Source organism: Aeromonas sp. S9(2024) (assembly GCF_041403185.1).
GTDB lineage: Bacteria > Pseudomonadota > Gammaproteobacteria > Enterobacterales > Aeromonadaceae > Aeromonas > Aeromonas enteropelogenes.
In genome coordinates, this window is record NZ_JBGLRE010000003.1 from 249737 (window position 1) to 262631 (window position 12895).

Here is a 12895-nt window from a genome sequence, read left to right on the forward strand (position 1 = left end):
GGGGAGAATAAAGAAAAAGCCCGTCACCATGATGACGGGCTTTTTGCTGTTGGAACCCCGGAGATGCCGTTGCCGGTTTGGGCCCTTGAACCGTCGGTTCAAGGCGGGGATCGGATCTGACCGCAGGCTTCTCGGTCGTGCCGAGCATGCGCAATAGCCAGAAGGCAGATCCCCTGTTTGGTATGAATATCGGCTCGGGGACTTGAACCGGCTGACAAACACCCCAGGGAATTTAAAACGGTGCGAGATTAGGGCTGTTGCCCCTCTTCTTCGCTGGAATCACCATACTGTCCGTGCTCTATCAAGGCCGCTTCTATGGTGCGTTGCAGCATCTTGATCCGCTTGTCCATGGTCTCAGAGTATTGGTGGTTTTTCTCTTTTTCAAGGCAGAGCTCATGGCAAAAATTGAGCGCCGCCATCACAGCAAGCTGTTCGTTGCTGGAGACTTTGGAACGTTGACGCAGGTCGATCAATTTTTCGGTCAGCTGCTCGGCGGCCTGGCGCAGGGCATCCTGTTGTCCCAGGGGACAGGATACCTTGTAGGGACGTCCCAAAATGACGATTTCTACGGCCTCTGTGCTCATGCCTTCCTCAATACGGCGAAGAAACTTTCCGCCTTTATCCACGTGGACAACTGGGCGGGACTATATAGCGCAGATGCATAACTTTCAAGGCCTTGCTGGCTCTGGAAGAGGGAGAATGCTAGGATCCTGACCATAAATTTTGCAAACTTGCATGAACTTTGAGCGGATCCACTATGAGCAAGACAACCCCCCTTAACTATGCGGCCGTGACGGCCATCATGGAGCAGCATGAGCTGATGGCCAGTGCGGTCGAGGCTCACGGTGTGATCTGTGGTCTGGTATGTGGTGGCGTGGCGCTGGATGAGAAGAGCTGGGTGCCCCATTTCAACGATCTGGTGAACGACGGATTCGGCCTGCCGGCCCCGGTGCGCCAGCTGATGACCGATCTTTATCACAATGTGGTCGAGAGCCTGATGGCGCAAAAAGGGGTCGAGCTGCTGTTGCCCGGTGACGAGACGCCGCTGGATGAGCGCATTGATTCGCTGGTGGACTGGTCCCAGGCGTTTCTGGCCGGTTTCGGTGTGGTGCAGCAGGAGCTCTCCCGCGCCTCGGAAGAGCTGCAGGAGATGATCCAGGATATCGCCAGCATCACCCAGGTCTCTGCCGAGTTCGATCAGGAAGATGACGAGAACGAAGCCTCCTTCCTGGTACTCTACGAGCACGTCAAGCTGGGGGTCATGATGGCCTTCGAAGAGTTTGGCAAGCGCCCGGACAGCCCGGTTACCCCGCCGACCCTGCATTGATGGGCAGATTGTGGTGACAGATCACCCTTTGTCACCTACTGAAAGAACAGAGCGCCCCGTGGCGCTCTTTTGTTGTGGCAAAGTGATAGCAACGTGATGGCAAAGGCTGACTAACCCTGTGAGCTGACACCGGTTTTTTGCCGCCCACCACGCAACCGGCCTCGCCCTTTGTGGTAGCATGAGGCCACGTGTTTGACTTCTTCTTCTCTGCTTATGTCCCAATCTGATGTGCGACAGGTCGATGTGACCCTGGTCGGTGGCGGAATGAGTGGTGCCGTGCTGGCGCTCTCTCTGGCTGCCCTGCGCAAGCCCGATGGATCGCCCCTGTCGATCCTGCTGCTGGAGGCCAGTGCCCCCGACACTCAGGTCTCTGCACCGGCTCACCCGGGCTTCGATGCCCGCGCCATCGCGCTGGCGGCGGGCACCTGCGAGGCGCTGGAGCGGCGTGGGCTCTGGCCCCTGTTTGCTCCCCACTGCGCCCCCATCACCCATATTCATGTCTCGGATCGGGGCCACTGCGGCCAGACTCGTCTGTCAGCGGCCGAATACGGTCTGCCCGCCCTGGGTCAGGTCGTTGAACTGGCGGCCGTGGGTCACGCCTTGCAGCAGGCCATGGCGGCTTGCAAGCAGCTCCGGGTGGTGTGTCCGGCGCGGGTCGGCGATATCCAGCCCCGGGAGGAGGCGGTCAGGCTCACGCTTGAGAGCGGCGAGCAAGTGGAGACCCGGCTGCTGGTGGCGGCCGACGGGGGCAACTCCTTCGTGCGCCAGCACTTCAAGCTGGCGGCGACCCGCCACGATTTTGAGCAGAGTGCCATCATCGCCACCGTCAAGACAGCCGAAGATCCCGCCGGCCGCGCCTTCGAGCGCTTTACCGAGCAAGGTCCCCTGGCTCTGCTGCCGATGCAGGAGGGGCTCTCCTCTTTGGTCTGGAGCGTCGCGCGTCATGAGGTGGACGAGCTGATGGGGCTGGATGAGGCCGCATTCTTGGTCCGCCTGCAGGCGGCGTTTGGCTGGCGGCTGGGACGTTTCGAGCGCACCGGTCAGCGCCACGTCTATCCGCTGGTATTGACCGCCTGCGACTATCCGCTGGCCCAGCGCACCGTGCTGGTGGGCAATGCCGCCCACGCCCTGCACCCTATCGCCGGTCAGGGCTTCAATCTCGGCATGCGGGATCTCGATCTGCTGACCGACGCCATCGCCAGCGCCCTGGCGGTGGGGGAGGATATCGGCAGCTTTAGCGTACTCAATGGCTACTGGCAGCAGCGCAAGGTCGATCAGGCGCAGACCGTCTGGCTCACCTCCTCGCTGGCCCAGCTCTTCTCCAATGGTCACGATCCCCTGGTGGTGGGACGCAACTTGGCGCTCTCCCTGATGGGGCGGCTCCCCTGTCTCAAGGCGCCGCTTGCCTCCCGTACCCTGGGCTTTGTCGCCGATGTGTGTGGCAAACGTTAAGGGGCCCGGGGCCAACTTATGCTGAAAGGGGAGGTGCGATGGCGCCCCCTGCTGGCCACGCTGGCCAGCCATGAAAGGAACAGATGATGCAGATGCAAGAAGTGGATGTGGTGATTGTCGGGGGGGGCATGGTGGGCCTGGGGCTCGCCGCAGCCCTCAAGGAGAGTGCCCTCAAGGTGGTGGTGGTCGAGGGGCGCTTGCCCGACTCCGAGCTTGGCGAGGTGGCCGACAACCGGGTCAGCGCCCTGAGCCTCGCCAGCCAGCGCATCCTGCAGCGGGTCGGTGCCTGGTCCGGGATTGCGGCGCGCCGCCTGCAGCATTACGACAAGATGGCGGTGTGGGAGCAGGACAGCTTCGGCCATATCGATTTTGATGCTGCCAGCCTGCGCCAGAGCGCCCTCGGCCATATCGTCGAGAACCGGGTCATCCAGCTGGCGCTGCTGGAGGCGATCGAGGGTGCCAACAACATCCAGCTGCTCACACCGGCTCGCGCCAAGAGCCTGCAGAGCGGCCCGGCGGGGGCCCTGCTGCTCCTTGAAGATGGCCAGGCCATCGCGGCGAAACTGGTGGTGGCCGCCGATGGCGCCCACTCTTGGGTCCGTCGTCAGGCCGATATTCCGCTGACCAGCTGGGATTACGGCCATCACGCCCTGGTGGCAACGGTACGCTGCGCCGAGCCCCATCAGGCGGTGGCCCGCCAGATCTTTACCCCGGAGGGGCCGCTCGCCTTCCTGCCCCTGTGGCAGGGGGATCTCTGCTCCATCGTCTGGTCCCTGCCTGCCGCGCGGGCCGAGGCGCTGTGCGCCTGCGACGATGAGAAGTTCAATCGCCAGCTCACTGCGGCATTCGATGCGCGGCTCGGCCTGTGCAAGGTGGAGGGGCCGCGCAGCGCCATCCCGCTCACCGCCCGCTATGCCCGCGACTTTGCCCGCGAGCGGCTGGTGCTGGTGGGCGATGCCGCCCACACCATACACCCGCTGGCGGGGCAGGGGGTCAACCTCGGCCTGCTGGATGCCGCCGCCCTGGCCGAGCTTATCCTCGCCAACCAGCGTGCCGGCAAGGATATCGGCCTGCAGGCCAATCTGCGCAGCTACGAACGCTGGCGCAAGAGCGAGGCGGCCAGGATGCTGGCGGCGATGGAGGGGCTCAAGCGACTGTTTAGCGGCGCTCACCCCCTCAAGAAGCTGGTGCGCGGGGTGGGATTGCGTGCGGCCGATCTGCTGACGCCTTTCAAAGAGGGGGTGATCCGCGCCGCCATGGGGCTGGAGGGCGAATTGCCCGCTCTGGCCCGTCCCGAGTGGGTGCCGGTGACACCGGCCAACCCGGTGCCGCGGGCCAAGCTTTCGCCAAAATGATGAAAAAAACTAATATTACCCGGCTTTTTTTATAAAAAAAGTAATCTGGCAAGGCTGATGCCCCTGACGAGGCGTCAGCCTTTAATTTTGGTGCAGTGCGAAACGTTTTTCTGCAAATTGTGACGAAACGGTGAAAATCGAAATTTAATCTCGACTTCTTCCGTTTACGGCTGTTTTTATCTTGGAGTTTATCTTAGTGTCTGGAAGCACTTAAACGGGAGGGGATTAGTTTTTTTTGAGCGGCGCATGGGCCCGCTTGGCATATAATCCGTCCCGTTCAAGGAATCCCTCTTGCCCGGCAAGGGCAGGAGCGAGCACAGACCCGGTGACCGGCTCTTTTTGCTGTGAAGGCTTATCTTTGCAGTGAACTGGGCGGGTTGCGAGAGTTGTCGCTAACGCTAAAGGGCTTTTTGCTAAGGAAAGAATGCGATGATCCAGACTACTGTACTGCATCCCAAACACCTGGAAGCCGGCGCCAAAATGGTTGACTTCCATGGCTGGGAAATGCCCATCAACTACGGTTCCCAGCTGGAAGAGCACCACGCGGTGCGCAGCGATGCCGGCATGTTCGATGTCTCCCACATGACCATCGTCGATCTGACCGGCGAGCGGGTCAAAGCCTTCCTGCAACACCTGCTGGCCAACGACGTGGCCAAGCTGACCGTCTCCGGCAAGGCCCTCTACAGCGGCATGCTCAATCCCGAAGGGGGCGTCATCGACGACCTCATCACTTATTACCTGACTGATACCTTCTACCGCCTGGTGGTCAACTCCGCCACCCGCGAGAAGGATCTGGCCTGGATCCGCCATCACGCCATCGATTTCGATGTCACCGTGACCGAGCGTCCCGAGCTCGCCATGATCGCGGTGCAGGGCCCCAACGCCAAGCTCAAGGTGGCCTCCGTCCTGAGCGCCTCCCAGCGTACCGCCGTTGTGGGGATGAAGCCCTTCTTCGGCGTGCAGGCCGGCGATCTCTTCATCGCCACCACGGGTTACACCGGCGAAGATGGCTACGAGATTGTGGTGCCGCAAGAGAAGGCGTGCGATCTGTGGCAGGGGCTGCTGGATGCAGGGGTTGCCCCGTGCGGCCTGGGCGCGCGGGATACCCTGCGTCTCGAAGCCGGCATGAACCTCTATGGCCAGGACATGGACGAGTCTATCTCTCCGCTCGCCGCCAACATGGCCTGGACCATCGCCTGGGAGCCGGCCGATCGCCAGTTTATCGGCCGCGCCGCGCTGGAAGCGCAGAAAGCGGCGGGCAACCAGCACAAGCTGGTGGGCCTGGTGATGGAAGAGAAAGGGGTCTTGCGTGCCGGCATGGCGGTCACCTTTACCGGTGCCGATGGCGAGCCGCGGGAAGGGGTGATCACCTCAGGCTCCTTCTCCCCGACCCTAGGCTACAGCATCGCCCTGGCGCGGGTGCCCCGTGACATCGGCGCACAGGCCCAGGTTGAGATCCGCAAGAAATTGGTTACCGTGAAGGTGACCAAGCCCGCCTTCGTCCGCAATGGTCAGGCGCTGGTGTAATGATTGATGGCGGCGCAGGAAGGTCCTGCGCCGCGCCCTTTTGTAAAAAGTGATCCAAGTACATTAAGGAAGCACAAATGAGCCATATCCCGAGCGAACTGAAATATGCCACCTCCCACGAGTGGATCCGTGTCGAAGCCAACGGTGAGGCCGTCGTCGGTATCACCGAGCACGCCCAGGAGCTGTTGGGGGACATGGTGTTTGTCGAGTTGCCCGAGGTGGGTAAGCAGGTCAGCGCCGGTGACGACTGCGCCGTGGCCGAGTCGGTAAAAGCCGCCTCCGACATCTACAGCCCGGTGAGCGGCGAGATCATCGCCGTCAACGAAGAGCTGGAAGGCAGCCCCGAGCTGGTCAACTCCGATCCGTACCAGGCTGGCTGGTTGTTCCGCATCAAGCTGGATGACGCAGGCGAGCTGGCCAACCTGCTGGACGCCGAAGGCTACCAGAACGTGGTGGACGAAGAGTAATGCCTCCGGGCCCTGCACAGCGTGCGGGGCCCTTTTGTATGACGGTCTGCCAACGAGCGGGCCGCAGGATGCCGGCGCGCATCCGCCACAATGGGATAACAGTTCCATTGCGGCACCCATGAACATGAGTGGAGTCGGTTCAGGCCGACTATCAGTGCTTTTTATCAGGATTTATGAGCAGGAATAGGGAAATGACCCAGTCATTGTTTGAACTCGAGCAAAAAACCGATTTCATCCGCCGTCATATCGGCCCGGGTGAGGAAGAGCTGCGCGTGCTGTTGGCCGAAGTGGGTGCCGAGAGCCTGGACGATCTGATTGAGCAGACAGTCCCGGCCGCCATCCGTCGCCCCGGCCCCCTGGGGATCGGCGCCAGCATGACGGAGGTGGAGGCCCTGGCCAAGCTCAAGGGTTACGCCGCCCAGAACAAGATTGCCAAGAGCTATATCGGCATGGGTTATCACGATACCCACGTGCCCCATGTCATCCTGCGCAACGTGCTGGAGAACCCGGGCTGGTACACCGCCTATACCCCCTATCAGCCCGAGCTGGCCCAGGGCCGTCTCGAAGCCCTGCTCAACTTCCAGCAGCTGACTCTGGACCTGACCGGCATGGATCTCGCCAGCGCCTCCCTGCTGGATGAAGCCACCGCCGCTGCCGAAGCCATGGCACTCGCCAAGCGGATGGCCAAGTCCAAGTCCAACCTCTTCTTCGTGGCCGACGACGTGCATCCCCAGGTGATCGACGTGGTCAAGGAGCGGGCGGTGCACTTTGGCTTTGACGTGGCGGTCGGTGCCGCCTCTGATGCGGTGAGCGAAGAGGTGTTCGGTGCCCTGTTCCAGTACCCCACCACCACGGGTGAGGTGAAGGATCTGCGCGCCCTCATCGCCGCGGTGCAGGCCCAGAAAGGGTTGGCCTGCGTCAGCGCCGACATCTTGTCGCTCCTGCTGCTCAAATCCCCGGGCGAGCTGGGCGCCGATGTGGTGCTGGGCTCTGCCCAACGTTTCGGTGTCCCCATGGGTTACGGTGGCCCTCACGCCGCCTTCTTCGCTACCCGCGATGCCTACAAGCGCTCCATGCCGGGCCGCATCATCGGCGTCTCCAAGGATGCCCGTGGCAAGAATGCCCTGCGCATGGCGATGCAGACTCGCGAGCAGCACATCCGCCGCGAGAAGGCCAACTCCAACATCTGTACCGCTCAGGTGCTGTTGGCCAACATGGCGAGCTTCTACGCCGTCTACCACGGTCCGGTTGGGCTGAAAACCATCGCCTCCCGCGTCCATCGTCTGACCAGCATTCTGGCGCTGGGGCTGAAAGCCAAGGGCGTGGCCCTCAAGCACGACAGCTGGTTCGATACCCTGACTGTCGTGACGGCCGACAAGGCTGCGCTGATCGCCAAGGCCGAGGGGCTTGGCATCAACCTGCGCGCCGATCTGGATGGCGCCGTGGGGGTGTCTTTGTCCGAGACCACCACCCGTGACGATGTGGTCGAGCTGTTCGAGCTGTTTCTGGGGGCAGGCCACGGCCTGGATCTGGAGGCGCTGGACAAGGCGGCCCAGGCCCATCACGCCATCCCGCAGGATCTGCAGCGCACCGACGCCGTGCTGACCCACGAGGTGTTCAACAAGTACCACTCCGAGACCGAGATGCTGCGTTATATCCACCGTCTCGAAGCGAAAGATCTGGCGCTCAACTACGCCATGATTTCGCTCGGCTCTTGCACCATGAAGCTCAACGCCACCGCCGAGATGATCCCGGTGACCTGGCCCGAGTTCGGCAAGCTGCACCCGTTCGCCCCGCTCGAGCAGGCCAGGGGTTACCAGCTGCTGCTGGCAGACCTTGAAGACTGGTTGGTGAAGGTGACCGGCTACGATGCGGTCTGCATGCAGCCCAACTCCGGTGCCCAGGGCGAGTACGCGGGCTTGCTCGCCATCAAGAAGTACCACGAGTCTCGCGGCGAGGGGCATCGCGACATCTGCCTCATTCCGGCTTCTGCCCACGGTACCAACCCGGCGTCTGCCCAGATGGCGGGCCTCAAGGTGATCGTTACCGCCTGTGACAAGGCCGGCAACGTGGATCTGGACGACCTGCGTGCCAAGGCGGCCGAGGCGGGGGATCAACTCTCCTGTCTGATGGTAACCTACCCCTCCACCCACGGGGTGTACGAGGAGACCATCAAGGAGGTGTGCGACATCGTTCACCAGTACGGTGGTCAGGTCTATCTGGACGGCGCCAACATGAACGCGCAAGTGGGCCTCACTGCGCCTGGCTTTATCGGCGCGGACGTCTCCCACCTCAACCTGCACAAGACCTTCGCCATCCCCCACGGTGGTGGTGGTCCGGGCATGGGCCCCATCGGCGTCAAGCAGCATCTGGCACCGTTCGTGGCCGGTCACGCCGTGGTCAAGACCGACAAGGAGAGCCGTGACAACGGCGCCGTGTCGGCGGCACCGTTCGGCTCGGCCAGCATCCTGCCCATCAGCTGGATGTATATCGCCATGCTGGGTGACGAGGGGCTAAAGAAATCCACCCAGGTCGCCATCCTCAACGCCAACTACCTGGCCAAGAAGCTCGGCGAGGCCTTCCCGGTGCTCTACACCGGGCGCAACCATCGTGTTGCCCACGAGTGCATCCTGGATATCCGTCCGCTCAAAGAGGCGTCCGGCATCAGCGAGATGGACGTGGCCAAGCGCCTGATGGACTTCGGTTTCCACGCGCCGACCATGAGCTTCCCGGTGGCGGGTACCCTGATGATTGAACCGACCGAATCCGAATCCAAGCGCGAGCTGGATCGCTTCGTCGAGGCGATGATCGCCATCCGCGCCGAGATCGCCAAGGTGCAGGACGGCCACTGGAGCCTGACCGACAACCCGCTGGTGCACGCGCCCCACACCCAGGATGACGTGATGGACGAGCAGTGGAACCGCGCCTACAGCCGCGCCGAGGCGGTCTTCCCGTCCGACGCCGTGCGCGCCAGCAAGCTGTGGCCGTCGGTTAACCGCATCGACGATGTCTACGGCGATCGCAACCTGTTCTGCTCCTGCGTACCCACCGAGGATTACGCCAAGTAAGAAGAGGCGTTCGCGGCTAAAGCGCCGTGACCTTGCAAGCGATAAGGCCCTGCATCAGCAGGGCCTTTTTTTATGTCGCTAGACGAAAGAAAGTAAGAGGGACATAAAAAAACGGCGCCATCGAATGGCGCCGTGAAAATAGGGGAGCTTGTTGTTGGTATAGGTATCAGGTCAGGCTGAAGCGGCCGATGCTCTGCTGCAGGTGAATGGCCAGTTTATTGAGATCCTGACAGGCCTGGGCCGTGTGCTGCGCACCCTGGGCGTTCTCGTCGGCGACCTCGTGAATGGTGACCATGTTGCGGTTGAGCTCGCCCGTCACCGTGTTCTGCTGCTCGGTGGCGCTGGCAATCTGGGTGTTCATGTCGGTGATATGGGTTACCGCCTCGTTGATCTTGCCGATGCTGTTGCCCGCCTGGCGTGCCAGCTCGACGGAAGTCACCATCTGGTCGCGGTTGGCCTGCATGGCATTGCCGGCATCGATGGCGCAGTTTTGCAGTATCTCGATGATCTTGTTGATCTCGCAGGTCGAGTCCTGGGTGCGTTTGGCCAGGGTGCGTACCTCATCGGCTACCACGGCAAAGCCGCGACCCTGTTCACCGGCGCGCGCGGCCTCAATGGCGGCGTTGAGGGCCAGCAGGTTGGTCTGATCTGCGATGCCGCGGATCACGTCCAGTACCACGCCGATATTGCTGCTCTCCTGCTCTAGGTTGTGGATCACCCGGCCGGTCTGCTCCAGCTGGCTGGAGACCTCTTCGATGCTGTCGATGGCATCCAGCACGACCTGGTTACCCTGATGGGACGCTTCAAAGGCGTGCTGTGCCGCGACGGCTGCGTCGGTGGAGTTGCGGGCAACCTCATGCACAGTGGTCTGCATCTCGTTCATGGCGGTGGCGACCTGGGCAATCTCCTGCTGCTGCTGATGCATGCTCTGGGAAGCCTGAACCGAGATGGTGCTTACCTCTTCCACGGCGCAGCTCAGCTGGCTGACCGAGGCGTCGATGTCGTTGACCAGGTCGGTCAGCCCCTCCTTCATGTGGCGGATGGAGTGGGCAAGCTGGCCAATCTCGTCCTTGTGGAAGCGGCCCTGATCGAACCAGTCACACAGGGTGCCGCGCCCCAGACGGCCGGACGCAATCTGCTGGGCCTGATCGGCCAGCATCAACAGGGGATCGCGGATCTGGCGAGTCAGGATGGTGGCGAACACGACCACGGCGATGACCCCCAGCAGCAGGGTGATCATGATGTTGAGGCGTGCGTTGCCATAGGCCTGTTCGGCCATGCTGCGCCCTTCGACCGCATAGTCCTGGTTGATCTTGATAAGCGCCTCGACGGCCTCGTGGAGTTTGTCGTAAAGGGGCGTGCCATCGCGCAGGAACATATAACGTGCGTTGAGGGTATCACCTTGTTCCAGAGTATTTTTTACCTTGTAGTAAAAATTCAGGTAATTGCGCCAATCGGATTTCAGATCTTCGAAAAGACGGGTCTCGTTTTGATCAAATAGCGTCTTGCGATATTCCTCGAGCAGCATGTCCATTTGTGCCGGCTTGCTGTCCATGATGACCCGATATTCATTTCGTTTTTGCTCATCATCGAAATTGACGAAATAGAGCAATTCATGGCGACGCAGATCGGTCGCGACATTGCGAATATCGTTGGCGCGATTGATGCTGGGGATCACCGCATCTGTGATATCCAGCGTCTGCGTGTTCATATTCTCGAACTGCAGCAGGGAGAAGCCGCCGATGGAGGCCAGCATCAGCCCCAATACGATGAATGCGGCGCTCAGCTTCTTGCCGATGGTCATGTTGTTGATGGACATAGAGGATCCGAACTGTGAGTGTGATTTTTCCTTCCGAAATAGCTGCACTCATCCCGCCAAAATAAATTCAGGCAAGAGAGAATCAGGGGTCCTTGATATAGCGCGGGGTATTGTTTTTTATTATTTGACTTGAGATTTCAGGTGAAACCAAAAGGTGAATTAATTTCTACTATATAACAAAAAGGCATGTTTGGTCAAATGCAATGAGTCGATTAATATGATTTTGGGTGGTAAATCGTTTTCTTTTTTTATGTTCTGCTGGATGTATTTAGTCTGTTTTTTTAATGAAATTGAACGTTGCAAAATGTAACGTAATTTATTTTTGGTCAGACCAGATAATAGGGGGTGAATAAAAGGGCTGGGAGTTGGAAAAATAAAAATCAGAATTGTCAGTTATTTATTGGCGTTAATACCCACATGGGGTTAGCCATAAAACATGGCGTGCCGGGCAGGTAAAGAGGGGCAACCCACCGTGATGGCCGGTGGGTTGGAGAAGACAAGAGGCTGACAAAGAGACTTGATACAGAGAGCGAAAAGGTGGACGAACGCTGGGCGGCCATGCCCGGTGCTTATCTACCCTGATCCTGCTCTTTGAGCACGTGGGCGATGCCTGCCAGTATGGGGGCCGCGTAGTCGAAGAAACGCTTTATCCCGGGGCAGAGGTAGTTCAGACCAATCTCGCCATCCGGGGTCCTGACCAGGCGATTCTTGGGGCATTCGCCCCAGCAGAGCGTCAGGTAGGGGCACTTGAGGCAGTAATCGGGCAGGCTGTCCCGCTTGGACATGCCAAAGGCCTCCTGACGGGTGGAGAAGGCCATGTGGCTCAAGGGGCGCTGTTTGATATCCCCCAGTCGATACTCCGGATAGACGAAGTGATCGCAGGAGAAGGCGCTGCCATCGTGCTCGATGGCCAGCGCCTTGCCGCAAAACTCGGCGGTGACGCAGAGCTGGGAGGGGTATCCCATGGTCTGGGCCACGGCGGTTTCGAACAGATTGACCAGCACGCGCCCCAGGTCGTTGTTGACCCACTCCTCGAACACGGTTGCCAGAAAGGTGCCCCAATCATCGGGATCCACCGACCAGTCCGTGACGATCGACATGGGGTGACCGGGTTTGCTCAGCTCGCTGCCAACCAGGGGCAGCATGCTGTCGTTCCAGAATTGCGGGGCCGTGCGTTTGAAATCGCTGGCCTCGACGCAGGGGGTGAACTGGATGTAGGTGGCCCCCAGTTCCCGGGTCAGAAAGCGATACACCTCGAGGGGATATTTCGCATTGTGCCGGTTGATGACGGTCAGGGCATTGAAGGGAACCTGATGTTTGCGCAGCAGCGCGGCCGCCGCCATCACCAGATCGAAGGTGGGTTTGCCGCTGCGGGTCACCCGGTATTTGTCGTGCAGTGCGCGGGGCCCGTCGATGGAGAGGCCAACCAGAAAGCCGTGCTCCTTGAGAAACCGGCACCACTCGTCATTGAGCAGGATGCCGTTGGTCTGCAAGTCGTTGCGGATGCTGACCCCGGGCGGACAATACTTTTGCTGCAGCGCCACTATCTGGCGAAAGTAGTCGATGCCGAGCAGGGTCGGTTCACCGCCCTGCCAGGAGAAGACGATCTCGTCGCCATCCTGCCCCTCTATGTAACTACGGATGAAGGTGTCAAGGGTCTCTTCATCCATCCTGGGTTGTCTGGGTTGATGGAGCAGGTCTTCCTTGTGCAGGTAGAAGCAATATTGGCAATCTATGTTGCACTTGGAGCCCCCCGGTTTGGCCATGACATGGAAGCGGCGGGCATAGGCGCCGCTGCTGTCGCGGCTGGCGGTTTTGAGCGGGGTGACGTCCAGGTGAGTCGTGTCACGGGTCCGGATTTTGTTCATCGTTACTCTTCT

Annotated in this window: 9 protein-coding genes and 1 other RNA gene; 6 read left to right on the forward strand and 4 right to left on the reverse strand. The window is 60.5% G+C overall.

Annotation, left to right across the window (positions count from 1 at the left end; genetic code table 11):
• Positions 1–50 precede the first annotated feature (50 nt).
• Positions 51–233: non-coding RNA, 6S RNA (gene ssrS, locus ACB028_RS07365), on the reverse strand.
• 15 nt (positions 234–248) lie between these two features.
• The gene (gene zapA, locus ACB028_RS07370) at positions 249–584 is read right to left on the reverse strand and encodes a cell division protein ZapA (RefSeq protein WP_026458364.1); all 336 of its coding nucleotides are present in this window, start codon (positions 582–584) and stop codon (positions 249–251) included.
• 173 nt (positions 585–757) lie between these two features.
• Between zapA and ACB028_RS07375 the strand changes: the two genes are divergently transcribed.
• The 6 genes from ACB028_RS07375 to gcvP all read left to right on the forward strand — a co-directional run bounded on the left by ACB028_RS07375 (position 758) and on the right by gcvP (position 9196).
• The gene (locus ACB028_RS07375) at positions 758–1327 is read left to right on the forward strand and encodes a UPF0149 family protein (RefSeq protein ID WP_042024943.1); all 570 of its coding nucleotides are present in this window, start codon (positions 758–760) and stop codon (positions 1325–1327) included.
• Between the two features lie 213 nt (positions 1328–1540).
• Positions 1541–2779 carry a 2-octaprenyl-6-methoxyphenyl hydroxylase gene (ubiH, locus tag ACB028_RS07380; protein ID WP_371143883.1) on the forward strand — a complete coding sequence of 413 codons (1239 nt, stop codon included), beginning with the start codon at positions 1541–1543 and terminating at the stop codon, positions 2777–2779.
• An 86-nt stretch (positions 2780–2865) separates the two neighbouring features.
• Positions 2866–4134: an FAD-dependent 2-octaprenylphenol hydroxylase gene (locus tag ACB028_RS07385; RefSeq protein ID WP_371144004.1), complete on the forward strand. Its 1269-nt coding sequence runs from the start codon at positions 2866–2868 to the stop codon at positions 4132–4134.
• Between the two features lie 429 nt (positions 4135–4563).
• Positions 4564–5661 carry a glycine cleavage system aminomethyltransferase GcvT gene (gene gcvT / locus ACB028_RS07390; protein ID WP_026457263.1) on the forward strand — a complete coding sequence of 366 codons (1098 nt, stop codon included), beginning with the start codon at positions 4564–4566 and terminating at the stop codon, positions 5659–5661.
• Between the two features lie 77 nt (positions 5662–5738).
• Positions 5739–6128 carry a glycine cleavage system protein GcvH gene (gene gcvH / locus ACB028_RS07395; RefSeq protein ID WP_026457262.1) on the forward strand — a complete coding sequence of 130 codons (390 nt, stop codon included), beginning with the start codon at positions 5739–5741 and terminating at the stop codon, positions 6126–6128.
• A 191-nt stretch (positions 6129–6319) separates the two neighbouring features.
• Entirely contained in the window at positions 6320–9196 is a 2877-nt protein-coding gene (gcvP, locus tag ACB028_RS07400; protein WP_371143884.1) for an aminomethyl-transferring glycine dehydrogenase, read from the forward strand.
• Between the two features lie 166 nt (positions 9197–9362).
• Here gcvP and ACB028_RS07405 read toward each other — a convergent pair whose 3' ends face one another.
• Positions 9363–11015 carry a methyl-accepting chemotaxis protein gene (locus ACB028_RS07405; protein ID WP_224209870.1) on the reverse strand — a complete coding sequence of 551 codons (1653 nt, stop codon included), beginning with the start codon at positions 11013–11015 and terminating at the stop codon, positions 9363–9365.
• A 569-nt stretch (positions 11016–11584) separates the two neighbouring features.
• Complete coding sequence (locus tag ACB028_RS07410) at positions 11585–12883, reverse strand: anaerobic sulfatase maturase (protein WP_371143885.1); 1299 nt, start codon at positions 12881–12883, stop codon at positions 11585–11587.
• Between the last annotated feature and the right edge of the window lie 12 nt (positions 12884–12895).